This is a genomic window from uncultured Pseudokineococcus sp. (genome assembly GCF_947495735.1).
In the GTDB taxonomy this organism is placed as follows: Bacteria; Actinomycetota; Actinomycetes; order Actinomycetales; family Quadrisphaeraceae; genus Pseudokineococcus.
Window position 1 is genome coordinate 24,841 of sequence record NZ_CANMAA010000011.1, and the last position, 24,369, is coordinate 49,209.

The window sequence follows — 24,369 nt, forward strand, 5'->3', positions numbered from 1 at the left end:
CTCACCCGCGGATGCGGGTCATCTCCGGGTCGACGAGGGGCTCGGCGGTCACCGTCGCGGCGACGCGGCGGCCGAAGTACTCGATCTCCACGGCGGTCCCCACCTCGCTCGCCGAGGCCGGGAGCCAGGCGTAGGCGACGGGCTTGCGCACCGTGTACCCGTAGGCGGCGCTCGTCACGTAGCCCACGGCGCGGCCGTCGACGAGCACGGGCTCGTGCCCGAGGACGACGCTGCGGCCGTCGTCGACCGTCAGGCAGGTGAGGCGGCGCTCCGCCGTCGCCTCGCTGCGGCCCTCCAGCGCGGCTCCACCGGTGAAGCTCTCGAGCGGGGAGCGGACGGCGAAGCCGACGCCCGCCTCGTAGGGGTCGTGCTCGGTCGTCATGTCCGAGCCCCAGGCGCGGTAGCCCTTCTCCAGGCGCAGGCTGCCGAAGGCGGCGCGCCCGGCCGGCACGATGCCGTGCTCGGCCCCCGCGGCGGCGATGGCGTCCCAGAGCTTCTGCCCTGTCTCGGCGCTGGCGTACAGCTCCCAGCCGAGCTCGCCGACGTAGGACAGGCGCAGGGCCACGACGGGGACGCCTCCGACGACCGCGCGCTTGCCGCGGAAGTACTTCAGGCCCTCGTCCGTGAAGTCGTCGTCGCTGAGGGCCGCCATCACGTCGCGGGCCCGCGGGCCCCACAGCCCGATGCAGCAGCTGCCGCCGGTGGTGTCGCGCACCTGCACCGAGCCGTCGTCGGGCGCCTGCCGGGCCAGGTAGACGTCGTCCTGGTGGCCGTTGGCGCCCACCTGGAAGAGCTGCTCACCGAGCCGGGCGACGGTGATGTCGCTGCGGATCCCCCCGGCCTCGTCGAGCATCAGCGTGTAGGTGACGGCGCCGACGGACTTGTCCATCTTCGAGGTGGTGAGGCGCTCGAGGAGGGCCAGCGCGCCGGGCCCGGAGACCTCGAGGTGCTTCAGCGGCGTCATGTCGTACATGGCGACGGCCGTGCGGGTCTTCCACGCCTCCACCGCCGCGATCGGCGAGGAGAACATCCCCGCCCACGCCTCGCGGTCCGGCGGCAGCCACTCCGTCGGCAGGTCCTTCACGAGCGGTGCGTTGCGCTCGTACCAGTGCGGGCGCTCCCAGGCCCCGGCCTCGAGGAAGAAGGCGCCGGCCTCCTTCTGCCGGGCGTGGAAGGGGCTCACGCGCACGTCGCGCGGGGACAGCCGCGGCTGCAGCGGGTGCAGGACGTCGTAGATCTCCACGAAGTTCTGCTGCGAGGTCTCGCTGACGTACTCCTCCGTCAGCTGGACCTCCTCGAAGCGGTGGACGTCGAGCCCGTGCAGGTCCACCTCGCTGCGCCCGTCGACCAGCTGCTGCGCGAGCGCCCTCGCCACGCCCGCCGAGTGCGTCACCCACACCGCCTCGGCGACCCAGAAGCCCGCCACCTCCGCGGACTCCCCGACGAGGGAGCCGCCGTCGGGGGTGAAGGAGAAGATGCCGTTGAAGCCCTCCTCGACCTTGACGTCCGCGAGCGAGGGCAGGAGCAGCTGGCTGTCCGCGTAGGCGGGGGCGAAGTCCTCCTCCGTGAAGGGGAGCATCGACGGCATCGCGGCGTCGCTGACGTCCTCGCTGCCGCTGAGGTCGGACAGGCGCACGGGCATCGGGCGGTGGGCGTAGGAGCCGATGCCCAGGCGGTCGCCGTGCTCGCGGTAGTAGAGGTCGGCGTCCTGGTGGCGCAGGATCGGCATCGACGCCTCGGCCGCCTCGCTGCTGCGCCCGACCAGCTCGGGCACCTGCCCGGTCTTCGCGTACTGGTGGGCCAGCGGCAGCAGCGGCACCCTCATGCCGACCATCGCCCCGACCTCGACGCCCCAGAAGCCGGCGCAGGAGACGACGACGTCGGCGGGCACGACGCCGTCCGCGGTGCGCACGCCCGTGACGCGGCCGCCGCTGGTCTCGACGTCGAGGACGCGCGTGCCGCCGCGGAACTGCGCCCCGCGCGACTGCGCGCGGCGCATCAGCGCGACGACGGCGCGCGGGGCCTTCGCGAGGCCGTCGGAGGGCACGTGCAGGCCGCCCAGGACGCGCTCGCGGTCCAGCAGGGGGTGCCGCTCGACGCACTCCTGCGGCGAGAGCAGGCGCCCGTCGTCGTAGCCCCAGGCCTTGCGCCAGCCGATCTTGCGCTCGAGGTCGGCCAGGCGCTGCGGCGTCGTGGCCACCTCCAGGCCGCCCACCTGGTTGAAGCACCACTGGCCGTCCACGTCGAGGCCCTTGAGCTTCTCGACCGTGTACGCGGCCAGCTTCGTCATGGTCCGCGACGGGCTCGTCTGGAAGACGAGGCCGGGCGCGTGCGACGTCGAGCCGCCGGTCAGCGGCAGCGGGCCCTGGTCCAGGACGACGACCTGGTCCCAGCCGCGCATCGTCAGCTCGTCGGCCAGGTTGGCGCCGACGATGCCGCCGCCGATGATCACCACTCGCGGCGTGGTCACGGGCGTGGTCATGGGGTCGCTCCTCCGGTGGTGGGTCGCACGGGGTCTGGCGCCGGGTCTCGGGGGGCCTCGGCGCCCCGGTGCTCGACGAACGCGTCGAGCAGCCAGTCGGCGAGGTAGCGGGCGAAGGACGAGCGGACGAGCACCTCGTAGTCGTCGCCGGCGTCGGAGCGGGAGAGCAGGACGACGCCCGCCTGGCCCAGGAGCGTCTGCGCCGACGTCCCCGCGCCGAAGACGGCCGGGTGGGTGTCGACGGCGCAGCCCGCCGCCAGGACGTCGCGGGCGTGGGCGCCGCGCAGGCGCAGCGACATCCGCTGCGCCGAGACGTCGACGGCCGAGCCGCCGACCGGGACGAGCGCCGCCCGCAGGCGCTCCTCGAGCGCCTCCGGCCGCGGCTCGTCCGCCAGGACCAGCCACTCGTCGGGACCGAGCCAGACCACGGCGCCCGGCTCCCCGCCGCCGCCCGGCGCCGCGGGCGCCCAGGTGTTCGGCCGCGTCGGCAGCGCGGTCCCGAGGACGTCCTCGGCGGCGCGGGCCGCCGGCCCGGGCACGGCGGCGCGGACCACCGCCATCGCCAGGTGCGGGCGCACGCCGACCGATCCGCCGGTGAGGGCCCGCAGGTCCTCCTCGCGGGAGGCGAGGGGGTGGCTGCGCCTCAGGGTCGGGGCGGACGGGGCGACGGACGGGGTGGGGGTGTCAGCCATCGCGGCGAGCTCCCTCGGGGTCGACGAGCACGGGTCCGGTCACCTCGGCCGCCACGAGGCGGCCGCCCACCGGGAGCTGGACGACCTCCCCGACGCGCTCGCGGCCGCCCTGCAGCATCGCGAGGGCGAAGGGGCGCCCGAGGAAGGCGCTGCGGTAGCTGGAGGTCACGTGCCCGAGCATGGGCACGGGCGGTGCCGGCAGGTCCTCGCCCAGCGGCACGTCGACGACCTGCGAGCCCTCCGGCAGGACCGTCTCGCCGTCGGTCGGCAGCAGCCCCACCAGGTGCTTGCGGTCCGGGCGCTGGTTGTCGGCCCGGGCGAAGGAGCGCTTGCCGACGAAGTCGGCCTTCTTCTTCGACACGACCCAGTCCATGCCGAGGTCCTGCGGCGTCACCGTGCCGTCGGTGTCCTGGCCGATGATCGGGTAGCCCTTCTCGGCGCGCAGGACGTGCATGGTCTCGGTGCCGTAGGGGGTGATGCCGTGCTCCTGCCCCGCCGCGACCAGCCGGTGCCAGACCTCCTCGGCGTGCCAGGAGCTCACGTGCACCTCCCACGCCAGCTCCCCGGAGAAGCTGATCCGCGCCAGCCGGACGGGGACGCCCTCCAGCTGGGTGTCCTGCCACGTCATGAACTCGAACGCCTCCGCGCTGACGTCCACGCCGGGGAAGACGGCGCCGACGACGTCGCGCGAGCGGGGCCCGACGACGGGGAAGGCGGCCCACTGCTCGGTGACCGAGGCCAGGTGCACCCGCAGGTCGGGCCACTCGGTCTGGAGCCACTCCTCCATCCAGTCGAGCACCTTGGCCGCCCCGCCGGTGGTCGTCATGACCATCCAGCGGTCCTCGGCCAGGCGCAGGACCACGCCGTCGTCGAGCACCATGCCGTCGACGCCGCACATGACGCCGTAGCGCACCCGCCCGACCTTCAACGAGCTCATGAGGTTCGTGTAGAGGCGGTCCAGCAGCACCCCGGCGTCCGGGCCCTGCACGTCGATCTTGCCGAGCGTGGATCCGTCGAGGATCCCGACGCCGGAGCGGACGGCCGCGCACTCGCGCAGGACCGCGGCCTCCATGTCCTCGCCCGGCGCCGGGTAGTGGCGCGGTCGCTTCCACTGCCCGACGTCCTCCCAGACCGCCCCGTGCGCCAGGTGCCAGTCGTGCAGCGCGGTGGTGCGCTCGGGGTCGAACATGGCGCCCCGGTCGCGCCCGGCCAGGGTGGCGAAGGCCACCGGCGTGTACGGCGGGCGGAACGTCGTGGTGCCCACGTCCTGCGGCCCGGCGCCGATGAGCTCGCCGAGGATCCCCGACATCACGACGCCGGAGGTCTTGCCCTGGTCGTGCGCGGTGCCGATGGTCGTGTACCGCTTGACGTGCTCCGGCGAGCGCAGGCCCGCGCCGACGGCCCGCTGGACGTCGGCGACCGTGGCGTCGCGCTGGACGTCGACGAACTGCCGCGAGGCGTCGCCGTCGACGGCCGGGACCACCCACAGGAGGTCGGGGTCGCTGGCCGGCGGCGGCGGGTCGACGGTCGGGTCCGCCTGCGGGGTCCGCGGGACCTCGGGCAGGCCCAGGGCGGCCACGGCCGCGCGCCCCGTCTCCCGCCCCGTGAAGAGGCAGCCCTCGAGGTCGAGGGTCCCGGCCGCCGAGCCCACGACGTCGAGGTCGGGCAGCTGCTCGGCGGGCAGGAAGGCGCCCAGGACGGCGTCGAAGCGGAGCCTGCCCCGGGCCTGGCTGTACAGGTGCACGGCCGGGTTCCAGCCGCCGCTGACGAGCAGCAGGTCGCACGGGAGCGCCTCGGGCGCCCCGCCGCCCCGGGGCGCCACGAGCGCCGCCGTGACGCGCTCGACGCCCTCGGTCCCGGTGACCACCGAGCCGGTGCGCACGGGCAGCCCCCGCGCCCCGCAGGCCGCCGACCAGGCGACCGGTGCGCGCTCGCGCGTCTCGACGACGGTGACGTCGACGCCGGCGTCGGCCAGCTCGACGGCCACCTGGTAGGCGCTGTCGTTCGTCGTGAAGACGACGGCGCGCTCGCCCGCGAGCACGCCGTAGCGGTGCAGGTAGGTGCGCGCGCTGCCGGCGAGCATCGTGCCGGGGCGGTCGTTGTCGGTGAAGACGACGGGGCGCTCGTGGGCGCCGGTCGCCACGACGGTGCGCCGGGCGCGCACCCGCCACACGCGCTGGCGCGAGAGGTGCTGGGGCGCAGCGCCGCCCAGGTGGTCGGTGCGCCGCTCGACGGCGAGGGCGAAGCCGTCGTCGTAGACGCCGAAGACGGTCGTGCGCTGCAGGTGCATCACGTCCGGGAGGGCCGCGAGCTCCGCGACGGCGGCCTCGACCCACGCGGTCCCCGGACGGCCGTCGATCGTGTCGGTGCCGCCGAGCAGGGCGCCGCCCGCCTCGGCCTGCTCGTCCACGAGGGCCACGCGGGCGCCGGCGCGGGCGGCGACGAGCGCGGCGCTCAGGCCGGCGGGACCGGCGCCGACGACCAGCAGGTCGACGTGCAGGTGGCGGGCGTCGTAGCGCGCCGAGTCGGGCAGGTCGGCGAGGCGGCCCTGACCGGGCAGGCCGTCGGCCACGAGGCCGTCGTAGAGCTCGATCGTGCTCGCGAGCAGCATCGGCTCGGGGAAGGGCTCCTCGACCTGCACGAGGCTCGTCGGGTCCTCGGCCCACGCCGCGCCGATGCCGCGGGGGCGGCCGAGCTTGACGCTCGTGGCGACCTGGTGGACGCCGTGGGACAGCAGCGCGGAGGCCAGGGTGTCGCCCGGGTGGCCCGTCAGGGACCGGCCGCCGAAGGTGAAGGTCAGGGTGCGGCTGCGGTCGACCCGGCCGCCGTCGGCGGTCCGGAAGGGCGCCTGCGGGTCGCCCGCGCGCTCGGGGCGGTCGAGGGTCGCGCTCACGTCGTCACCGTCCCGTCGTCGTGGTGCTCGTCGTGGTGCTCGTCGTGGCGCTCGCGGAGGACGAGCCCGCCCCGGTCAGGGGCACCGACGCCGGCATGGGCTCGGCCGTGCGGTAGACGGCGGAGAAGCGGTAGGACACGGTGTCGCGCATCGCGTTGAACCAGCGGCGGCACCCGGCGCCGTGGTTCCAGCGCTCGGCGAGAGTGCCGCGGGTGTTGTCGCGGAAGAAGACGTAGTGGGCCCACTGCTCGTCGTCGAGCTCGGCGGGGGACTCGGGGTAGGGCACGTGGGCCTGGCCGCCGTAGGAGAACTCGACCTCCTCGCGGGGGCCGCACCACGGGCACTCGATCAGCTGCACAGGAGGTCCTCGCCGTCGGGTCTGGGGGTGGTCGGGCCGGGTGGTGCTGGGCCGGGTGGTGCTGGGCCGGGTGGTGCTGGGCCGGGTGGTGCTGGGCCGGGTGGTGCTGGGCGGGGTGGTGCTGGGCGGGGGCTGGGCGCCCGGGTCAGTGCGCGACGGCGGCGGCGCCGTGCTCGTCGACGAGCGCCCCCGTGGTGAAGCGGTCGAGGCTGAAGGGCGCCGCGTAGGGGTGCGGCTCCCCGTTCGCGATGGTGTCGGCGAAGACCCACCCGAGGCCGGGCGTCGCCTTGAAGCCGCCCGTCCCCCACCCGCAGTTGAGGTAGACGTTCTCGTAGGGCGTCCGGCTGATGATCGGCGAGGCGTCCGGCGTCGTGTCGACGACGCCGGCCCAGGTGCGCAGCAGGTGGGCCCGGGCGAAGACGGGGAAGAGCTCGACCGCCGCCGCCATCTGCCGCTCGATGACGTGGAAGGCGCCGCGCTGGCCGTACCCGTTGTAGGAGTCCACCCCGGCGCCCATGACGAGCTCGCCCTTGTGGGCCTGGGAGACGTAGACGTGCACCTGGTTCGACATGACGATCGTCGGGTGCACCGGCTCGAGCAGCTCGGACACGAGCGCCTGCAGCGGGTGGGACTGGATGGGGACGCGCACGTCGAGCATGTCCGTGAGCACCGACGTGCTGCCCGCGGCCGCGAGGGCGACGGTGCCGCAGGCGATGTCGCCGCGCGTGGTGCGCACCCCGGTCACCCGGTCGCCGTCGCGGACGAAGCCCGTGACCTCGCAGCCCTGGATGATGTCGACCCCGGCGTCGCTGATGCGCCGGGCGAAGCCCCAGCCGACGTAGTCGTGCTTGGCGATGCCGGCGCGCGGCTGGTAGGTCGCCCCCATCACCGGGTACCGGATGTCGCTCGAGGTGTTGACGATCGGGCAGATCTTCGCGACCTCCTCGGCGTCGACCCACTCGGCGTCGATGCCGTTGAGCTTGTTCGCCTCGACGCGGCGGACGGAGTCGCGCACGTCCTGGAGCGTGTGCGCGAGGTTGAGCACGCCGCGCTGGCTGAACAGGATCGGGTAGCCGAGGTCCTCCTCGAGCCCCTCCCAGAGCTTGAGGGAGTGCTCGTAGATCGCCGCGGAGGCGTCCCAGAGGTAGTTCGAGCGGATCAGCGTGGTGTTGCGCGCCATGTTGCCGCCGGCGAGCCACCCCTTCTCCAGCACCGCGACGTTCGTGATGCCGTGGTTCTTCACGAGGTAGTGCGCGGTGGCGAGCCCGTGGCCGCCGCCGCCGACGATGACGACGTCGTAGGCCTTCTTCGGCTCGGGGTTGCGCCAGAGGGAGTCGGGGTGCTCGGGCAGGTCCGCGCCCGGCGTCCTGGGCGTCGTCGAGCGGGGCGTCGTCGTGGGGCTCATCGGGCCACCTCCGCGGGGGCGTCGAGTCCGGGGTAGAGCGGGTGGTCGTCGGCGAGGCGCCGCACGCGGGCGCCGAGCCCGACGAGCTCGTCGTCCCCGGTCGAGGGGCGCAGCGCCGCGGCGACCACGTCGGCGACCTCGGTGAACGCCTCGGCGCCGAAGCCGCGGGCGGCCAGCGCGGGCGTGCCGATCCGGACGCCGGAGCTCACCATCGGCGGCCGCGGGTCGAAGGGGACCGCGTTGCGGTTCACCGTGATGCCGACGGAGTGCAGCCTGTCCTCGGCCTGCTTGCCGTCCAGGCTCGACCCGCGCAGGTCCACGAGGACGAGGTGGACGTCGGTGCCCCCGCTGACGACGCCCAGGCCCGCCTCGCGGGAGTCGGCGGCGAGCAGGCGCTCGGCGAGGACGCGCGCGCCCTGCAGGGTGCGCTCCTGGCGGTCGCGGAAGGCCGGCTCGGCCGCCATCTTGAACGCGACGGCCTTGGCCGCGATGACGTGCTCGAGCGGCCCGCCCTGCTGGCCCGGGAACACCGACGAGGCGAGCTTCTTGCGCAGGGAGTCCTCGGCGAGGATCACGCCGCCGCGCGGACCCCCGAGCGTCTTGTGCGTCGTCGACGTCACCACGTGCGCGTGGGGCACGGGCGAGGGGTGCAGACCCGCGGCCACGAGCCCGGCGAAGTGCGCCATGTCGACCATCAGGTAGGCACCGACCTCGTCGGCGATGGCCCGGAACGCGGCGAAGTCGAGGTGGCGCGGGTAGGCCGACCACCCGGCGACGATCATGCGCGGGCGGCGCTCGAGCGCCAGGCGCCGCACCTCGTCCATGTCGACCCGGTGGTCGTCCTCGCGCACGTGGTAGGCCACGGCGTCGTAGAGCTTGCCGGAGAAGTTGAGCCGCATGCCGTGGGTCAGGTGCCCGCCGTGGGCGAGGTCGAGCCCGAGGATCGTGTCGCCAGGGGAGAGCAGCGCCGACATGACGGCGGCGTTCGCCTGGGCGCCCGAGTGGGGCTGGACGTTGGCGTAGTCGGCGCCGAAGAGCGCGAGGAGCCGGTCGATCGCCAGCTGCTCGACGACGTCGACGTGCTCGCAGCCGCCGTAGTAGCGCCGGCCCGGGTAGCCCTCGGCGTACTTGTTCGTCAAGACCGAGCCCTGCGCCTCCATGACGGAGCGCGGCGCGAAGTTCTCGCTGGCGATCATCTCGAGGGTCTGCTGCTGGCGCCCGAGCTCCGCGCCGATGGCGGCGGCCACCTCCGGGTCCGCCTCCGCCAGCGGGCGGTCCAGGACGGCGTCGCCCCGGCGGACGACCTGCTGCTCGAGCCCGACGGCCATGCCCACTCCTTCGACGCACTGATGTATCAGTAGTCGTGGACTGTAGGCTCAGTCTTCGCCCGGGGTCAACGGCCTCGGCGGCATCCGCCCACGAGGAGGCGACCGTGCTCACGACTCCCCCCGCGCCGAGGTCCCCGGAGCCCGCGGTGTCCGCGCTCGCCACCGGGGGCGCCGCCGACCCCGCCGCTAGGCTGCTCGTCCCGCGGGCGGCGCCCGCTGCGCCGCCGCTCCGAGGGAGGACCCGCCGCCGCATGAGCACCCCGGACGCCGAGGTCGTCGACACCGGCGCGGGCGGCGCCGACGCCTCCGCCGCGGGCGGCCGCGGCTCGCTGGCCGACCACGCCTACGAGCACCTGCGCGACGCCCTCCTCGTGCTGGACATCCGCCCCGGCGAGCCCCTCAAGGACGACGCGATCGCGCGCGACCTCGACATCGGCCGCACCCCCGTGCGCGAGGCGCTCAAGCGCCTCGAGACCGACCGCCTCGTCGTCACCTACCCGCGCCGGGGCACCTTCGCGACGGGCATCGACATCACCGACCTCGGGCAGATCTCCGAGGTGCGCCGCGAGCTCGAGCCGCTCGCCGCCGCCGGCGCCGCGCGCCGGGCCTCCGCGGCCCAGCGCCGCGAGCTCACCGCGCTGGCCGCGCTCATCGCCGACCTCGACCCGGCGTCGGTGGACGCGACGACGCTGATGCGCCACGACGTCGCCGTGCACCGGGGCGTCTACCGCGCCTGCGGGAACCCCCACCTCGAGGACGTGCTGGTGCGGCTGGACAACCTCGCCACGCGCATCTGGTGCCTCGTCCTGGACCGCCTCCCCGCCCTGGGCGGGCACGTCGGCGAGCACGCCGACCTGCTGCGGGCCGTGGTCGACGGCCGCGCCGACGACGCCGCGGCGCTCGCCGCCGAGCACGTCGCCGGCTTCGAGCGGACGGTCCGCGGCGTCCTCTGAGGCGACGAGGCGGGCCGCGCCCCGCGACGCGGACCTGCCGCGGCGGACGTGCACGACCCGGGCGACGACGCGACGCGCCACGGCCACCGTCCCGTCACCACCGGCTCCTAGCGTCCGGCGCGCCGGGATCGTCCCGTCCGACCGCCCAGGGGGCCCACGTGCCGACACCTCGCTCCTCCGAGCCCGACGCCGCGGCGACCCCGCGCCCGAGCCGCCGGTCGCTCCTCGGCGCCGCGGGCGCCGCCGGTGCGCTGGGGGCGGTCGTCGCCGGCGCCGGTCCGGCGAGCGCCGCCCGGGCCCGGGCCGCTCGCACGCCGCTGCGGTTCCGGCAGGACGGCACCTTCCGCGTCGTCCAGATCAACGACACCCAGGACGACCAGCGCATCGACCGCCGCACCGTCGAGCTGATCGGCGCCGTCCTCGACGAGGTCCGGCCCGACGTCGTCGTCGTCGTCGGCGACATCATCACCGACGGCCCGACCACGAGGCTCGAGGCGCTGCAGGCGCTCAACAACGTCGTCGCGCCCATCGAGGAGCGCGGGGTCGCGTGGGCGGCGACCTTCGGCAACCACGACGAGGACTCCACACCCCTCACCGGGGTGGACGAGGCGGCCGTGCTCGGCTTCTTCCGCCGGTACCCGCACAACGTCAACCCGCCGGGGGCGGACGTCACCGGCACGGGCAACGGCGTCCTCGAGGTGGGCAGCGGGGCCGCCGGGAGCCGTCGGGCGGCCGCCGCGCTGTGGCTCCTCGACAGCGGTCGCTACCGCCCCGACCAGATCGCCGGCCAGAGCACCGAGTCCCTGGAGGCCTACGACTGGGTGCGCCAGGACCAGGTGGCCTGGTACGCCGACACCTCGCGGGAGCTCGAGCGGCGCAACGGCCGACCTGTCCCCGGCCTGGCGTTCGCCCACATCCCCCTCTGGGAGCACCGCCACATGTGGTGGGGCTCGGTCGAGGAGCGCACCGAGGCGTCGCACGAGGCGGCCGTCCGGCGCCACGGCATCACGGGCGAGCGCCACGAGCGCGAGTACCCGGGCGCCTTCAACAGCGGCCTGTACGCGGCGATGCTCGGCCGCGGCGACGTGCGCGGCTACTACTGCGGCCACGACCACATCAACACCTACGACGGCGACTACTACGGCGTCCGGCTGGGCTACGGCCCGGGCACGGGGTTCGGGACCTACGGCCTCGGCGGGGAGCGCGACCACCACCTGCGGGGCGCCAGGGTCTTCGAGCTGAGCGAGGACGTCGAGGGCGCGCTCGTGAGCACCCGTCCGGTCTTCGCCCGGGACCTCGGCGTCGACGTCTCGCCGGGCGACCAGCCGCGCGACCCGCTGCCCCTGCCCGGCTGGGTGCGCTGACGCCGAGCCGCGCCGCACGCGGCCGGCACCTCTACGGTCCGCCCCATGACCAGCGCACCCCCGCCGCAGACCCCGCCGGCCGTCGTCCGCCCCTACCGCGAGAGCGACCTGGCGGCCGTGTACGACATCTGCCTCCGCACGGCGGACGGCGGCGGCGACGCGACGGGGATCTACGCCAGCGGCGACGTCGTGGCCGACGTGTACGCCGGCCCGTACGTCCACCTCGAGCCCGACCTGGCCTTCGTCCTCGACGACGGCACGCGGGCGGTCGGCTACGTCGTGGGCACCGCCGACACGGAGCGGTTCGTCCGCGCCTGCCGCGACGTGTGGATCCCCCGCCTGGCGCACCGCTACCCCGCGCCGCCGTCCCCGCCGCTGACGACGCCGGACGAGGAGATGGTCGCCCTGCACCACCGCCCCGAGCGGATGCTCGTGCCCGAGCTGGTGGACCACCCCGCGCACCTGCACGTCGACCTGCTGCCCAGCCACCAGGGCGCGGGGCACGGACGAGCGCTCGTCGAGACCTTCCTCGCCGCCGCCGCGCGCGCCGGGGCACCGGCCGTCCACCTCGGCGTGGCCACCGCGAACACCCGCGCGCGCGGCTTCTACGACCGCCTCGGCTTCGTCCAGGTCCCCGTGCCCGGAGCCGGCGGCACCGCCTACCTCGGGCGCAGCACGACCTGACGCCGCCGGCCCGGCGCCCGCCGTTCCCGACGGGCGACGAGCGGGCCCGCCGCACGCGAGCCGCCGGCGCGCGGGCCGCTACTCCCCCGGGACGCCCAGGTGCTCGCGCAGGAAGGCGACCATGGCCACGTCGTCGGCGATGCCGCCGCCCTCGTGGCCGTTGAACGGCCAGAGCGCCATCTCCTTGGGCCCGCCGTAGGCGTGGAAGGCCCCGAAGACCGTCGACGGCGGCACGATCGAGTCCATCAGCGCGGCGGAGAACCGCGCCGGCGCACGGCCCCGCCGGGCGAGGTTGACGCCGTCGAAGTGCGCGAGGACCTCCATCACGGCGTCGACCTGCTCGCGGTGGGTGGCCAGGTAGCGGGCCACCTCGGAGAACGGGTCGTCGTCGGTGATGGTGATGGCGCGCGGGAAGTCGCAGAGGAACGGCACCTTGGCCGCCAGCGCCGCGACGTCGGGGACGAGCGCCGCGGCGGCGATCGCGGTGCCCCCGCCCTGGCTCGTGCCGACGACGGCGACGCGCTCGGGGTCGACGACGTCCAGCGTCCGCGCGGCGTCCACGGCGCGGGCCGCGTCGGTGAACAGCCGCCGGTAGTAGTAGGTCTCGCGCGAGGTGATGCCGCGCGTCATGACGCCGGGCACCTGCGGGCCGGCCGGGCCGCTGTCCGGGGTGTCGCCCCGGGTCCACCCCGAGCCCTGCCCGCGGGTGTCCATGTGCAGGTGCGCGAAGCCGGCGCTCGCCCACAGCAGCGACTCCTCCGGCGCGCCCCGACCGCCGCCGTAGCCGACGTACTCGACGACGACCGGCAGCCGCCCCTCCCCGCGCAGCGCCGCCGCCGGCAGCCGCAGCCACGCGCGGACCGGCTCCCCGCCGAAGCCGGGGAACGTGACGTCGTGGACCTCGACGGCGGTCAGGCACGTCGCGACCGGCGTCGTGACGACCTCGCCCCCCGCGGCCCGCGCCTCGGCGAGCGTCCGCGCCCAGAAGTCGTCCAGGCCCTCGGGGTCGCGCTGGCTGCTGCGGTGGTCCCAGAGCTCGGCCTCGGTCATGTCGGTCAGCACGCGCGCATCCTGGCGCGCCCGCGCGGACCGCTGCTCGCGGCGCGCCGGTCGACGGCCCGTCGGGCTCAGCCGCGCAGGCGGCTCGTCACCAGCAGCGCGTCGTGGTCGGTGCGGGTCATCGGCACGACCTCGGTCGAGAGCGGCGCCAGCGACGACAGCGTCCCCATGACGTGCTGGATGCCGGGCAGCTGCTCGGCGGCGGCGTCCGTGCGCGTCCAGGCGCCCACGGGGGCGCAGTCCGTCCGCCGGTTCACGTCACCCGCCACGAGCACCGCCCGGCGCAGGCCCTGGGCGGCCATGACCTCGGCGAGCTCGCGGCACTGGGCGTCCTGGTTCGCGGTCGCCCCGGGCGACCCGGCCACCGCCAGGTGGGTCGTGCAGGTGGTGACGTCCCGCGTGGTCGTCACGCACAGCCAGCGGCGCTCCTCCGACCCGAGCTGGGAGGCGAACGGCGCCTCGTCGCGCCGGACCTGCGCGTCGCGCGTCAGGACGGCGTTGCCGAAGACGCCCCGCCCCTCGGGCGTGCGGCACGGCAGCGGCGCCCCGCCGTAGACGACCGTCGTGAAGGCCACCTCGTAGCCGGTCTGCTCGCCGAGCCGCTCGGCGTCCCCGCTGCAGGCCTCGTTGAGGGACACCGCGTCGGGCGCGTGCTCGCGGACCCGCAGCACGGCCTCGTCGAGGACGGCGGGGTAGGCGGTGTCCCCGAAGCAGCCGGCGAAGCCGGACAGGCACAGGTTCATCTGCAGCAGCGACACCTCGCGCCGCGGCTCGGCGGAGGCGCCGGGCGCCACCGCGACCGCGGCGACGACGAGGGACGCGAGGGCGGCGAGCAGCGACCAGGGGCGGTGGTGCCGGGGAGTCGTCATGGTGGCGCAGCGTGGCTCCCCGCCCGCCACGCGCGGGTGAGCGGGGGCGGTCGGGCGGACGGCGGTCCGGTGACGAGCGACCGGCTCGCGGTGGCCCCGGCGCCGGGCGGCCCCGCCCGGGACGGCCTCGGACGCGGGAGGGCCTCGGACGCGGGAGGGCCTCAGGCCCGGGCGGGCAGGGCGTGCGCCCGGCGCCGCCCGACCTGCACGGGCACCGGGCTCGGCGGCGCGGAGGACCCGTGCGCGGGCACCTGGTCGGGCCTGAGCGGGCGGGCCAGCAGGAACCCCTGGGCCAGGTCGCAGCCGAGGGCGCGCAGGTCGTCCAGCTGCGCGGCCTCCTCGACGCCCTCGGCGAGCACCACCAGGCCCGCGGCGTGCCCGGCGTGCACCATCAGCGCGAGCAGGTCGCGCGCGGCCGGGGACCCGCCGGAGACGAAGGAGCGGTCCACCTTGAGGGTGTCGGCGGGCAGGTGCTGCAGCTGGGCCATGGACGTGTAGCCGGTGCCGAAGTCGTCGATGCTGACCGCGACCCCCAGCGCCCGGATCGCGGCGAGGTGCTCGCACGCCGTCGAGGCGTCCACGAGCACCGTCTCGGTGATCTCCACGACCAGCTGCGCCGGGGCGAGGCCGGAGCGGCGCAGCGCCTGCGCGACGGAGTCGACGACGGCGCGCCGCGCGAGGTGGCGGCCCGAGACGTTGACGGCGACCGTCCGCCCGGCGAAGCCCACCGGGTCGGCCGCGGTCCACGCCGCCATCTGGCGGGTCGCCTCGGCGAGCACCCAGCGGTCGAGGTCGCACACGAGGTCGGACCGCTCGGCCACGGGCACGAAGTCGTCCGGCGGCACGGGGCCGTGGCCGGGCCGGTCCCACCGCACCAGCGCCTCGTAGCCGGTGACGGCGCCCGACGCGACGTCGTGCACGGGCTGGTAGTGCAGGAGGAGCTCGCCGGCGGCCAGCCCCTCGCGCAGGGCGGCCTCCAGCTGCGCCTGCTCGTCGAGCTCGCGCCGGAGCGGGGCGTCGGCGACCACGGCGCGGCCGCGGCCGCCCCGCTTGGCCCGGCCCAGCGCCACCACGGCGTCGCCCAGCACCGCCGGGGCGCCGCCGCAGTCGCGGCTCGCGAGGGTGGCGCCGACGCTCGCGCCGACCCGCACCTCCTGCCCCTGGGCGAGCAGCGGCACCGCCAGCGCCACGACGACCAGGTCGGCCGTCTCCCGCAGCTCCTCCTCCGTGCGGCGGCCGAGGACGACGACGAACTCGTCCGCGCCGAGCCGGCCGACGAGGTCGTCGGCGCGGACCAGCGCCCGCAGGCGCTCGGCGGCGCCGCGCAGCACGGCGTCGCCCGCGCAGGGGCCGAAGCGGTCGTTGACCTGGGTGAAGCGGTCGAGGTCCACGAGCAGGAGCCCCGCAGCCCGGCCGTCGTCGCGCCGCGCGCGGGCCTCGGCGTGCAGGGCCATCTCCAGCACGGCCAGGGCGCGCGCCCGGTTCGGCAGACCGGTGAGCGGGTCGTGGGCCGCCTCGTGCGCCACGCGGGCCTGCAGCACCTCGCGCTCGTGCGCGGCGCGGGCGACGGCGCGCACGGCCGCCTCCGTCCGCGCGACGACGAGCAGCACCATCACGACGGTGGCGACGACGACGGGCCATCCCGAGACGCCGTCCCCGAGCAGCAGCTGGACGGTGAGGACGCCGGGGGCCACCAGGACCGCCGTCACGAGCGCCGCGGTCCGACGGCGGGTGAGCGCTCCCGCCGCGGGCAGCACCTCGACCGGGGCCGCACCGGCCTCGCGCATGGTCGGGTGCAGCGCGGCGGCGCCGAGCAGCAGGGAGGACGCCAGGTGGACGGCGCTGGCACCCGCGGCGTCGAGCCCCGGGACCACCACGAGGTGCGCGTGCGCCGCGTCCGCCGCCAGCACGGCCACGAGCGAGGCGCCCAGGAGGTGCGCCGACGTGCTCCGGCCGCCCGGCAGGGCCAGGTGGGGGACGAGCAGCCCCAGCAGGAGCACGTCGCACAGCAGGTGGGCCACGCCGACGACGTGCGCGGGCCCTCCGGCGGACGACGCCGCCAGGACGGGCTCCACGACGACGACCCAGGCCAGCAGGACGAGCCCGCTGACGACCACGGCCGCGTCCAGCAGCGTCCCGCTCCGCGCCCCCCGCGCGCGCTCGCGCAGGTGGAGGACGAGGCCGCCCGCCACGAGCAGGTGGGCCGCCAGGTGGGTCGCGTCCGCGGGCGACGGGGAGGGGTCCCGGCCCAGCGCCTCGGAGACGCCTTGGACGACGTCGCCGACGCCCCGCGCCACCAGGCCGGAGCCGAGCAGCCACCACCCGAGCGGGCGCACCGGCCGGTGGCGCCGGATCCCCACGACGACGCCGGCGGCGCCCAGGAGGGTCCCCGCGAGGAGCGCGAGCTGCGGGAGGAGCCCGGGCGGCAGGAGGACGACGGCCGCGCACAGCAGCGCGGCCGGGGCGGCGTGCGCGAGCACGGCCCGCTCGCGCGTCAGCACCTCCACCCCCTCCGGCACACCAGTGCATCGGCAGGCCCCCCGACCGCTTGAGCGGGGGCGAGCCCGCGTGGCCCGGACGCCGGACGCTCCTCGGGCGGCGCGGCCGCGGGCGCAGGTCCGCCCCGGGACCGACGGTCCCGGGGCGGAGGGGGCGTCCTCGGCGGACGGCGTCAGCCGGCCGGCGCGGGGTGCGGGGCGCTCAGCCCCGCTCGGGGCGGCGGGCCTGCGAGGCCGGCGCCGCCGAGGTGCCGGTCGTGCGAGCGGCGGTGCGCCGGTGGCCGCGAGCGCTCGAGGCGCGGTGCGCCGCGGCGGCGCCGTGCAGGTCGAGCGTGCGCGCCGCGGCCGCGGCGCTGGAGGGGTCGAGCATGGACGACAGAGCGGAGAGCACGGCGGGTCCTGACGATCGGTGCGGCGCACGGGCAGATCGCCCGCTCACCAGGGGCAAGGCCCTGCCGGTACGGGATGTTCCGGCCCCCGCGCCCACCGCCCGCCGCCCCCACCCGCACGGACGAGCAGGTCCCCCCGCGGCGTCCGAGGGCGGCTGCGGCGCAGCTCCCCTCGGACGCGCGGCTCAGCCCCAGACGCTGCGGGCGACGTCCACGACGCGCGCCAGCTTGGCCCACTGCTCGTCCTCGGTGAGCGCGTTGCCCTCGTGCGTGGAGGAGAAGCCGCACTGCGGGGAGAGCGCCAGCTGCTCCAGCGGGGCGTACCGGGCCGCCTCGTCGATCCGGCGGCGCAGGGCGTCGGGGTCCTCCAGCTCCGGGGTCTTGGAGGTCACCAGGCCCAGCACGACGGTCTTGCCCGGCGGCAGGTGGCGCAGCACCTCGAGGGAGCCCGAGCGCTCGTCGTCGAACTCGAGGAAGTACGCGTCGACGTCCAGGTCGTTGAAGAGCTGCTCCGCGACGACGTCGTACCCCCCGCTCAGCGCCCACGCCGAGCGGAAGTTGCCGCGGCACAGGTGCGTGGAGACCACGAGGTCGCGGGGGCGGCCCTCGAGGGCGGCGTTGAACTGGCGGACGAACCCGCCGACGGCCTCCTGCAGCTGCGCGCCGGACAGCCCCATGCGCTCCTGGTGCTGCGGGTCCCCCAGGAAGGTCAGGCTGACGTCGTCGAGCTGGAGGTAGCGCAGGCCGGCGGCGTGCACGCGGGCCACCTGCTCGCGGTAGGCCGCGGCGACGTCCGCCCGCAGCTCCTCCTCGTCGTCGTAGGCGCCGTCGAAGGCGATCGGCGTGAAGGCGTTGTGGACCATGTTCGGCGAGGGGATCGTCAGCTTCGGCGTCGCCCCGGTCCCCTCCTGCGCGACGGCCGCCTGGAGGGAGGCCAGCGCGTCGGCGAAGACGGTCTCGCCCAGGCGCACCGGCCCGGTGACGCGGCGCCCCGTGATCGGCGCGAGGACCTGCTCGCCGTCGGCGCCCGTGAAGGGGACCTGGCCGACCCCGTCGGGCTCCACCCCCTCGAGGGCGAAGATGAAGTCCTCGTGCCAGAAGTCGCGGCGCACCTCGCCGTCGGTGGCCACCTGCAGGCCGACGTCCGCCTGGCGGCGGACGAGGTCGCGCACGGCACGGTCCTCGGCGTCGGCGAGCTGCTGCGCGGAGATCTCGCCCTCCGCCCGCCGGGCGCGGGCGCGCGCCACCGCGGCCGGGCGCAGCAGGCTGCCGACGTGCTCGGCGCGGAAGGGCGGGCCGGCAGCCAGGTCGCCGGTCCCGGAGCTGGTCCCGGAGCTGGTGCTGGTGCTGGTGCTGGTGGTCATGGGACTCCCTGCGCAGGAGGACGACGCGCGGCGCCGTCCTCGGACGGGGCACGGTGAGACGGGCGTCTCCCGCGCTTGACGCCGTCGGCGCGCACCTGCGGGCAGGTGCTCCGGACGGCGTCCGGGTCATCACCCGGGGCACCCCACCGCGAGAGAGGGTTGCCGGCCAGCCACCCGGGGGTTAGCGCTGGCACTCGTGACCTGGCCGGGAGGGTAGACGGCGCGCACCGGCCCTCGCCCCCGCTCCCGCACGTCGAGACGGCGGCGCGCGGGCGGCGGCGCCGCTGCGGCACGCTGGGGCCGTGCCCTCCCCCCACGACGACGACCGCGACGCCCCCGACACCCCGGAGGGCCGCGGCGCACCTCACGGCCACGCCCTCGACGGCCAGCACGCGGAGGGCCACGACACCGGGGGCCACGGGCCAGACGGCCACGACACCGAGGGGCGGGGCCCGGGCCACGCGCCCGCGGACGCCCCGCGCGGGGTCCGCCTCGCGTACGCGGCGCAGACGGGAGTGCGGGACGCCGTCGCGGCGCTCGCGCGCCGGGCGGGCTGGACCCCCGCGCTGCTCAGCTACCCGGGCCTCGGGGGTCCTCGCGCCGTGCGGGTGCTGGGCCGGGTGCTCCTGGCGCCGCGGGAGACCGAGCCCTCGCGCCGGGTCGGCGTCCCCGGCTGGCAGCGCTTCCTGACGCTGGAGCTGCCCGACCAGGAGGTCCAGGTGCGCGTCGGCGGGGTGAGCACGACCGTGCGCAGCGACAGCTCGGGGCTGCTGGACGCCGTCGTCGACGTCGAGCTCGCCCCCGGCCCGGCGGAGGTGGAGCTGCGCGTGCCCGGCCGCCCGCCGCTGCAGGGGGTCGTCCACGTCGTGCGGCCCGGCGCCGTCCGCGGGGTCGTCTGCGACGTCGACGACACGGTGTGGGTGACGGGCCTGTCCACGCCGCTGCTGGCGGCGTGGCGGACCGTCGCGCGCTCCAGCGCCGACCGGCACCCCGTGCCGGGCATCGGCGCGCTGCTGCGCGCGGTCGTGCAGGACGTGCCGCACGCGCCCGTCGTCTACCTCTCCAACGGCGCGTGGAACCTCAACGGGCCGGTCGTGCGCTTCCTGCGCCGCCACCGCTTCCCCGCCGGTCCCGTCCTCATGACCGACTGGGGCGTGCTGCCGGAGAGCTGGTTCCGCGACGGCCGCCGCCACAAGCGGGAGACGCTGGAGCGCCTCGTGCACGAGCTCCCCGATGTGCGCTGGGTCCTCGTCGGCGACGACGGCGAGCACGACCCCGACATCTACCGCGACCTCGCGCGTCGCTTCCCGTCCTCGGTCGAGGCGGTGGCCATCCGCCAGGTCGGCCCGGGGGCGACCGCGTCCGTCGACCACGAGGGCGAGGTGCCCGTCGTCAGCGCCCCCGACGGACGGGAGCTGCTGGAGCGGCTGGCGCCGCTGCTCGAGGACCGCGCCGGCGAGCGCGCGTAGCCCGTCCCGACCGGGTGCACCGAGCCCCGGGCGGGGTGCCGCTGCGCCCGGGCGGCCCGCGCCCGGGGCATCATCGCGGCGTGAGCCCTCTCCACGACCGCCTCACCCCCGTGCTGGGTCGCGCCCTGGCGCTCGCCGTCGCCGTCGCCGTCGTGGCGCCCGCGGCGGCCGTCGCGTCGACCCCGGCGCCCTCGACGACGGGGACCTCCTCGACGGGGACCTCCTCGACGGGCTCCCTCACCGCGCCCCCGACGGCCGGCCGGCTCGAGGTGGCGCCGCTGGAGGCCCTCGTCGAGGAGGCCGCCGAGGACGACGTGCGCCTGTCCGTCGGCGTGCAGTCGCTCGGCGACGCCACGCTGACGGACGGGCCGGTGGTCGTGGGGTCCACCGAGCCGTTCACGTCCGCCTCCCTCATCAAGGTGGCGCTCGTCACGGCCGCCCTGCGCGCCGTCGACCGCGGCGACCTGTCCCTCGACGAGGTCGAGACCGTGACGAACGCCGACGACGTGCCCGGCACGGGCGTCCTCGCCGGGTACCCCTCCCCCTACGGAGCCACGGTGGCCGAGCTCTGCGAGCTGGCCCTCACGGTCAGCGACAACACGGCCAGCAACGTGCTCGCGGAGATGATCGGCCTCGAGGAGGTCCAGCGGCTCGTCGACGACCTCGGGCTCGAGCCCACGCACATGGGCCGGCTCTTCTTCTCCTCGGGACCGAAGAGCGAGAGCAACGACCTCGACACCGCCAGCACGGTCGAGCTGTTCCGCGCCGTCCACGAGGGCGAGGTGCTGACGCCCGCCTCGCGGGACCTGCTCCTGGGCTGGCTGCGCGAGCAGGAGCTCGACACCAAGATCGTCCCCGCCCTGCCGGGCGTGCCGGTCGCCAGCAAGACGGGCGACACCTCCGAGGTCAGCCACGCCGGCGGCTACCTCCTCGAGGAGGGGCGCGAGACCGTCATCGTCCTGCTCAGCGAGACCGAGGACGGGCGCTCGCCGACGGCGGCAGCCGACCCCTACCTCTCCGAGGCCGCGCAGATCGTGCACGCCCAGGTCGCCGCGGCACCGCCCGCACCGACGCCGACGCCGACCGCGGCCGCCGCCCAGGACGCGGAGGTCGCCCAGGCCGTCCGCGCCGCCCTCGACGAGCCCGCGGACCCCGAGCGCTCCGGCGGCGCGGCGCTGCCCGCCCTCGGCGTCGTCGCGCTCGGCCTCCTCGGCGCCCTCGCCCTCGCCGTCGTGGCGCTGCGGGCGCGGGTGCTCCTGCGGCGGCGTCGCCGCGGCTCCCGGCGCTAGCCGCCGGCGGCGCCGGAGCACCCGGCACCTCCTGACCGGAGCGAGCCCGCCACCTCCTCGAGGTGGCGGGCTCGCTCGTCACCGGTCCCGTCCGCCTCAGCCGGCGGCGTGCTGCTCGGGGTCGGGCTCCACCTGCTCGAGCTCGTCGGGGATCTCGTAGTTGTTGAGGACCACCAGCCGGCCGGCGCAGATCTCCGAGGCGGAGCTGCGCATCCAGGGCGCCGGTTGGTCGGGCAGGTCCGCCGCGACGAGCGCTCGCTGCAGGGCCTCCATCGCCTCCCCGTGCCGGGCGCCGCGGTGGGTCGCCGTGGTGGCGTTCACCACCAGCTGCAGCCGGTGCTGGAGCGAGGCGAGCGACTCCGGTGCCGACTCGGTCATCGCCGCCACCCCGACATGGCCGTGCGGACGAGACCTCGGGAGACCTGCGCCGGCCGCTGCATCTCGCCCTGCTGCGCGGTCAGGGCGACGAGCGCGCCGGTGAGGACGGGGACGGACCACTGCCACACCCGCAGCTGCTGCTGCAGGACGGCGACGTCGCCGGGCGTGGAGGGGAGCGGGCGCACGCCGTCGCGCGTCGGGACGGCGCCCACGGCCGCGGCCCGCGCGCCGAGGGCGGCCGTGCGGCCGGCGGCGACCAGGGCGGCGGCGGTGACCGCGACCTTGGCCGTGCTGCTGGCCCCCACGCCCGCCTGGGCCGCCACCCGGCCGCGCTCGCGGTGCAGGAGCACCGCGCCGCCGAGGAGGTGGGCGCCGATGGCCACCCCCTGCAGGGGGGCCCAGCGAGCCCAGCCGGCGGTCGCGACGGGGAAGCGCTCGGTCGGGTCGCTGATGCGGCCGACGGCGCCGTTGAGGCCGACGGTCCCCATCAGCGCGCCGCCGAACCAGGCGGCCAGCCCGGCGTCGTGCAGGGTCCGCACGACGGTGCTGCGCCCACCTCCTGTGCTGCGGCGGTCTCTGGTGCTGGTGCGGGCCATGGCGTCTCCTCGGTGCGCGGGCCGGGGGGCCCGCGCGTGCGTCGAGCGGCTGCCGCCGGGGGGCGGGCAGGGGGTGAGCGGGTGCGGCGCCCCGCCCGGGCGCTCCGGCGCTGCCGGGAGCCCTGAGGTCGTCGAGCGGGGTCGTGGCGCCGGGAGGCGCGTCGTCGGAGGGCGCTGGCGCACCAGCCGGGATCAGGGGCGGTGCACCGGCGGGGGCCGCTCGGCGGATCGGTGCCGGGCCGCCGTCGCGGCCGACCCGGCTGGAGCGGGGACGCTCCGGGACCAGCAGCGGGCGCCCCGGCCGGCCCTCCGGGCGGGAGTGCCGCGCGGACGGACCAGCGCGAGATCCGCTGGGGCGCCACGATCCTCCACCGTCGACCGACCCGCACCTCCGCGGACCGGCGCGCGCGCCCGTCGGCTCCCACCGCCCGGGCGGGCTCAGACCGCGCGGGCCTCCTCCAGGTGCGACCCCCGCGCGCGGGCGAGGACGGCGACCGAGCCCACGACGGCGACCACGCCCACCACCAGCGCCCATCCCCAGCCCGGTCGCACGGCGTCGCCGAGCAGCACGAGGCCCGCCGAGCCCGGGACGACGACCTCGGTGACCGACAGGACCGCCGTCACGGGACCGGGCGCGCCGTCGCGCAGGGCCGCGGCGACGAGCACCACGCCCACGACGCCGAAGAGGACCACCGCCCACAGGAGCGGTCGCGCCAGGAGGGCGAGGTCGGCGCCGACGTCGGGGGTCAGGTGCAGCGCCCGCACCCCCAGCGCGGCGCCGCCGTAGGAGATCCCGGCGACGGCCGCCACGAGGAAGGGGCGGCCGCAGCGGGTCAGCGGCACGACGAGGACGGCCAGGAGGACCGCGGTGGCCAGGAGCACGGGCGCGGCCCCGGTCGGCAGGTCCGGAGGGCGGTCGCCCGACGAGGACCCCGCGACGAGCACCAGCCCCACCACCACCCCGAGCACGCCGGCCAGCTGGGCCCCCGGCAGGTCGCGCACGCGGAAGCGGTAGGAGGCCAGGGTCGTGAGCGCGACGGAGGACGTGAGCACGGACTGGACGGTGATGACGGGCAGGCTGCGCAGCGCCACCACGGCGAGGAGCCAGCCGAGCGCGTCGAGCGCCAGCCCGGCGAGGTAGGTCGGCTCGCGCCACACCGGCCCGCGGGTCCTCGCCCGGCGGCTGCCGTGGGACTCCAGCAGGGTGGCCGCGGTGTTGGCCAGCATCGCGGCCAGGGCCGCCAGGAGGGCGACGGCCATCAGGCCGCCCCCCGACCGCCGGCCCCGGCGCGCGGCGGGGGGACCATCCGGACCACCTCGGGGTGCTCGCCGGACGCCGAGGTCCACGCCGCCGCGTGACGACGGACCTCCCGCCAGCCCAGGCGCTCGTAGGCGGTCACCGCCCGCGCGCTCGCCGCCACGACCTGGAGGTCGACGTCGAGCCCGAGCTCGTCCGCCCGGGCCACCGCCGCGGCGAGCAGGAGCGCGGCGACGCCGCAGCGGCGCCGGGCGGGGTCGACGAACAGCCGCACGACCTCCACGGGGGCGTCGCTCGCCAGCCCTCGCCCGGGCGCCCGGTCGACGAGGGCGACGTGGCCCAGGACGTCCCCGTCCTCGCCGGCGACGACCCAGGCGCCGCGCTGCCCGGTCGGGGTGAGCCAGGCCCCGGGGTCCTCCGGCCAGCGCGAGGGGTAGCCGTCCGCGGTGTGCACCCGCGCCAGGAGCCGGGCAGCTCCGGGGAGGTCCTCGTCCCGACGCCCGCGCAGCTCCACGAGGGGCCAGCCTGCCGCACGAGGTCCCGCCGACCCGCCGCGGTGCGTCCCGCCCGCCCCGTCCGGGCCCCTCCCGGGTGACGCCCCGCCTCACCCGCCGCCCCCGGCGGCGGGTGAGGATGACGGCATGGACACGCCCGCCGCACCCCTGACCGCCCGCGCCGACGTCGAGGTCGACCGGCCCGAGCGCTGGGCGAAGCAGCTCGTCTCGCACCTGTCCCGCAAGGCGCCGCTGGAGAGCACCGCCGAGGGCGAGGAGCTGGCCATCGGCAGCGGCCGCGGCGTCGTGCGCGCCGAGGCCGCGCGCCTGGTCCTGCTGGCGCACGCCCCCGACGCCGCGTCGCTGGAGCGGGTGCAGGAGGTCCTCGGCGGTCACCTCGAGCGCTTCGCCGCGAAGGAGGGCGTCACCGTCCGCTGGGAGTCCTGACCCGGTCGGGGCGGGCGCCTCCCCCGCCCGGGTGGCGCCGCCCCGCCGGGCGCTCCAGCAGGGGCGGGGCGGGAAGGGTGCGGCGCAGCGCGCCGTTGCC

The 24,369-nt window shown here is 76.9% G+C and carries 21 protein-coding genes and 1 riboswitch; of the genes, 6 read left to right on the top strand and 15 right to left on the bottom strand.

The window, feature by feature from the left end; genetic code table 11:
- Window position 1: 1 nt before the first annotated feature.
- From Q0848_RS14025 to glyA, 6 genes are all read right to left on the bottom strand, one after another.
- Window positions 2–2,470 carry an FAD-dependent oxidoreductase gene (locus Q0848_RS14025; protein ID WP_366146617.1) on the bottom strand — a complete coding sequence of 823 codons (2,469 nt, stop codon included), beginning with the start codon at window positions 2,468–2,470 and terminating at the stop codon, window positions 2–4.
- 8 nt (window positions 2,471–2,478) lie between these two features.
- Window positions 2,479–3,174, bottom strand: a complete 696-nt coding sequence (locus Q0848_RS14030; protein WP_299038601.1) for a sarcosine oxidase subunit gamma — start codon at window positions 3,172–3,174, stop codon at window positions 2,479–2,481.
- Window positions 3,167–6,067 (bottom strand): 2Fe-2S iron-sulfur cluster-binding protein, encoded by a 2,901-nt coding sequence (locus Q0848_RS14035; RefSeq protein WP_299038602.1) that lies wholly within the window; start codon window positions 6,065–6,067, stop codon window positions 3,167–3,169. Before Q0848_RS14035 ends, Q0848_RS14030 begins: the two co-directional genes overlap by 8 nt.
- 4 nt (window positions 6,068–6,071) lie before the next feature.
- Window positions 6,072–6,425, bottom strand: coding sequence for a sarcosine oxidase subunit delta (locus Q0848_RS14040; protein WP_299038603.1), 354 nt, complete (start codon window positions 6,423–6,425; stop codon window positions 6,072–6,074).
- Window positions 6,426–6,570: 145 nt separating this feature from the next.
- On the bottom strand, window positions 6,571–7,830 hold the full coding sequence (locus tag Q0848_RS14045; protein WP_299038604.1) for a sarcosine oxidase subunit beta family protein: 1,260 nt from the start codon (window positions 7,828–7,830) through the stop codon (window positions 6,571–6,573).
- Window positions 7,827–9,158, bottom strand: a complete 1,332-nt coding sequence (gene glyA / locus Q0848_RS14050; protein WP_299038605.1) for a serine hydroxymethyltransferase — start codon at window positions 9,156–9,158, stop codon at window positions 7,827–7,829. Before glyA ends, Q0848_RS14045 begins: the two co-directional genes overlap by 4 nt.
- Before the next feature lie 251 nt (window positions 9,159–9,409).
- Here glyA and Q0848_RS14055 point away from each other — a divergent pair, with 251 nt between their 5' ends.
- The 3 genes from Q0848_RS14055 to Q0848_RS14065 all read left to right on the top strand — a co-directional run bounded on the left by Q0848_RS14055 (window position 9,410) and on the right by Q0848_RS14065 (window position 12,159).
- On the top strand, window positions 9,410–10,111 hold the full coding sequence (locus tag Q0848_RS14055; protein ID WP_299038606.1) for a GntR family transcriptional regulator: 702 nt from the start codon (window positions 9,410–9,412) through the stop codon (window positions 10,109–10,111).
- A 158-nt stretch (window positions 10,112–10,269) separates the two neighbouring features.
- Complete coding sequence (locus Q0848_RS14060; protein ID WP_299038608.1) at window positions 10,270–11,475, top strand: metallophosphoesterase family protein; 1,206 nt, start codon at window positions 10,270–10,272, stop codon at window positions 11,473–11,475.
- A 45-nt stretch (window positions 11,476–11,520) separates the two neighbouring features.
- Entirely contained in the window at window positions 11,521–12,159 is a 639-nt protein-coding gene (locus Q0848_RS14065; protein WP_299038610.1) for a GNAT family N-acetyltransferase, read from the top strand.
- A gap of 78 nt (window positions 12,160–12,237) precedes the next feature.
- Here the strand turns inward: Q0848_RS14065 and Q0848_RS14070 are convergent, their stop codons facing one another.
- The 5 genes from Q0848_RS14070 to Q0848_RS14090 all read right to left on the bottom strand — a co-directional run bounded on the left by Q0848_RS14070 (window position 12,238) and on the right by Q0848_RS14090 (window position 18,338).
- Complete coding sequence (locus tag Q0848_RS14070; protein WP_299038612.1) at window positions 12,238–13,221, bottom strand: acetylxylan esterase; 984 nt, start codon at window positions 13,219–13,221, stop codon at window positions 12,238–12,240.
- 65 nt (window positions 13,222–13,286) lie between these two features.
- Window positions 13,287–14,087: an endonuclease/exonuclease/phosphatase family protein gene (locus Q0848_RS14075; protein ID WP_299038614.1), complete on the bottom strand. Its 801-nt coding sequence runs from the start codon at window positions 14,085–14,087 to the stop codon at window positions 13,287–13,289.
- Window positions 14,088–14,248: 161 nt separating this feature from the next.
- A complete protein-coding gene (locus tag Q0848_RS14080) occupies window positions 14,249–16,588 on the bottom strand; it encodes a bifunctional diguanylate cyclase/phosphodiesterase (protein WP_299038615.1) in 2,340 nt (779 codons plus the stop codon).
- A 199-nt stretch (window positions 16,589–16,787) separates the two neighbouring features.
- Entirely contained in the window at window positions 16,788–16,976 is a 189-nt protein-coding gene (locus Q0848_RS14085; RefSeq protein WP_299038616.1) for a hypothetical protein, read from the bottom strand.
- A gap of 183 nt (window positions 16,977–17,159) precedes the next feature.
- Window positions 17,160–18,338: a 5-methyltetrahydropteroyltriglutamate--homocysteine S-methyltransferase gene (locus tag Q0848_RS14090; protein WP_299038617.1), complete on the bottom strand. Its 1,179-nt coding sequence runs from the start codon at window positions 18,336–18,338 to the stop codon at window positions 17,160–17,162.
- Between the two features lie 66 nt (window positions 18,339–18,404).
- Window positions 18,405–18,540, bottom strand: a riboswitch (SAM riboswitch).
- A 100-nt stretch (window positions 18,541–18,640) separates the two neighbouring features.
- Here Q0848_RS14090 and Q0848_RS14095 point away from each other — a divergent pair.
- Both Q0848_RS14095 and Q0848_RS14100 read left to right on the top strand, forming a co-directional pair.
- Window positions 18,641–19,807 carry an App1 family protein gene (locus Q0848_RS14095; protein WP_299038619.1) on the top strand — a complete coding sequence of 389 codons (1,167 nt, stop codon included), beginning with the start codon at window positions 18,641–18,643 and terminating at the stop codon, window positions 19,805–19,807.
- A gap of 80 nt (window positions 19,808–19,887) precedes the next feature.
- The gene (locus Q0848_RS14100; protein ID WP_299038621.1) at window positions 19,888–21,096 is read left to right on the top strand and encodes a serine hydrolase; all 1,209 of its coding nucleotides are present in this window, start codon (window positions 19,888–19,890) and stop codon (window positions 21,094–21,096) included.
- A 96-nt stretch (window positions 21,097–21,192) separates the two neighbouring features.
- Here Q0848_RS14100 and Q0848_RS14105 read toward each other — a convergent pair whose 3' ends face one another.
- The 4 genes from Q0848_RS14105 to Q0848_RS14120 form a co-directional block, all read right to left on the bottom strand.
- Window positions 21,193–21,474 carry a hypothetical protein gene (locus Q0848_RS14105; RefSeq protein ID WP_299038623.1) on the bottom strand — a complete coding sequence of 94 codons (282 nt, stop codon included), beginning with the start codon at window positions 21,472–21,474 and terminating at the stop codon, window positions 21,193–21,195.
- Window positions 21,471–22,070 carry a hypothetical protein gene (locus Q0848_RS14110; protein ID WP_299038625.1) on the bottom strand — a complete coding sequence of 200 codons (600 nt, stop codon included), beginning with the start codon at window positions 22,068–22,070 and terminating at the stop codon, window positions 21,471–21,473. The genes Q0848_RS14105 and Q0848_RS14110 overlap by 4 nt, the downstream gene beginning before the upstream one ends.
- Window positions 22,071–22,508: 438 nt before the next feature.
- Window positions 22,509–23,330 (bottom strand): hypothetical protein, encoded by an 822-nt coding sequence (locus tag Q0848_RS14115; RefSeq protein WP_299038627.1) that lies wholly within the window; start codon window positions 23,328–23,330, stop codon window positions 22,509–22,511.
- Window positions 23,330–23,842 carry a GNAT family N-acetyltransferase gene (locus Q0848_RS14120; RefSeq protein WP_299038628.1) on the bottom strand — a complete coding sequence of 171 codons (513 nt, stop codon included), beginning with the start codon at window positions 23,840–23,842 and terminating at the stop codon, window positions 23,330–23,332. The genes Q0848_RS14115 and Q0848_RS14120 overlap by 1 nt, the downstream gene beginning before the upstream one ends.
- A 127-nt stretch (window positions 23,843–23,969) precedes the next feature.
- On the opposite strand from Q0848_RS14120, the gene Q0848_RS14125 reads away from it, so the two are divergent.
- Window positions 23,970–24,269, top strand: a complete 300-nt coding sequence (locus tag Q0848_RS14125) for a DUF2218 domain-containing protein (RefSeq protein WP_299038630.1) — start codon at window positions 23,970–23,972, stop codon at window positions 24,267–24,269.
- Window positions 24,270–24,369 lie beyond the last annotated feature (100 nt).

Excerpts from the sequence above, each read along its gene's own strand:
- Q0848_RS14115 (WP_299038627.1), bottom strand. The coding sequence starts at position 23,330 with ATGGCCGTCGCCCTCCTGGCGGCCCTGGCCGCGATGCTGGCCAACACC.
- Q0848_RS14030 (WP_299038601.1), bottom strand. The coding sequence starts at position 3,174 with ATGGCTGACACCCCCACCCCGTCCGTCGCCCCGTCCGCCCCGACCCTG.
- Q0848_RS14105 (WP_299038623.1), bottom strand. The coding sequence starts at position 21,474 with ATGACCGAGTCGGCACCGGAGTCGCTCGCCTCGCTCCAGCACCGGCTG.
- Q0848_RS14065 (WP_299038610.1), top strand. The coding sequence starts at position 11,521 with ATGACCAGCGCACCCCCGCCGCAGACCCCGCCGGCCGTCGTCCGCCCC.
- Q0848_RS14075 (WP_299038614.1), bottom strand. The coding sequence starts at position 14,087 with ATGACGACTCCCCGGCACCACCGCCCCTGGTCGCTGCTCGCCGCCCTC.
- Q0848_RS14110 (WP_299038625.1), bottom strand. The coding sequence starts at position 22,070 with ATGGCCCGCACCAGCACCAGAGACCGCCGCAGCACAGGAGGTGGGCGC.
- Q0848_RS14125 (WP_299038630.1), top strand. The coding sequence starts at position 23,970 with ATGGACACGCCCGCCGCACCCCTGACCGCCCGCGCCGACGTCGAGGTC.
- Q0848_RS14045 (WP_299038604.1), bottom strand. The coding sequence starts at position 7,830 with ATGAGCCCCACGACGACGCCCCGCTCGACGACGCCCAGGACGCCGGGC.
- Q0848_RS14090 (WP_299038617.1), bottom strand. The coding sequence starts at position 18,338 with ATGACCACCAGCACCAGCACCAGCACCAGCTCCGGGACCAGCTCCGGG.
- Q0848_RS14055 (WP_299038606.1), top strand. The coding sequence starts at position 9,410 with ATGAGCACCCCGGACGCCGAGGTCGTCGACACCGGCGCGGGCGGCGCC.
- glyA (WP_299038605.1), bottom strand. The coding sequence starts at position 9,158 with ATGGCCGTCGGGCTCGAGCAGCAGGTCGTCCGCCGGGGCGACGCCGTC.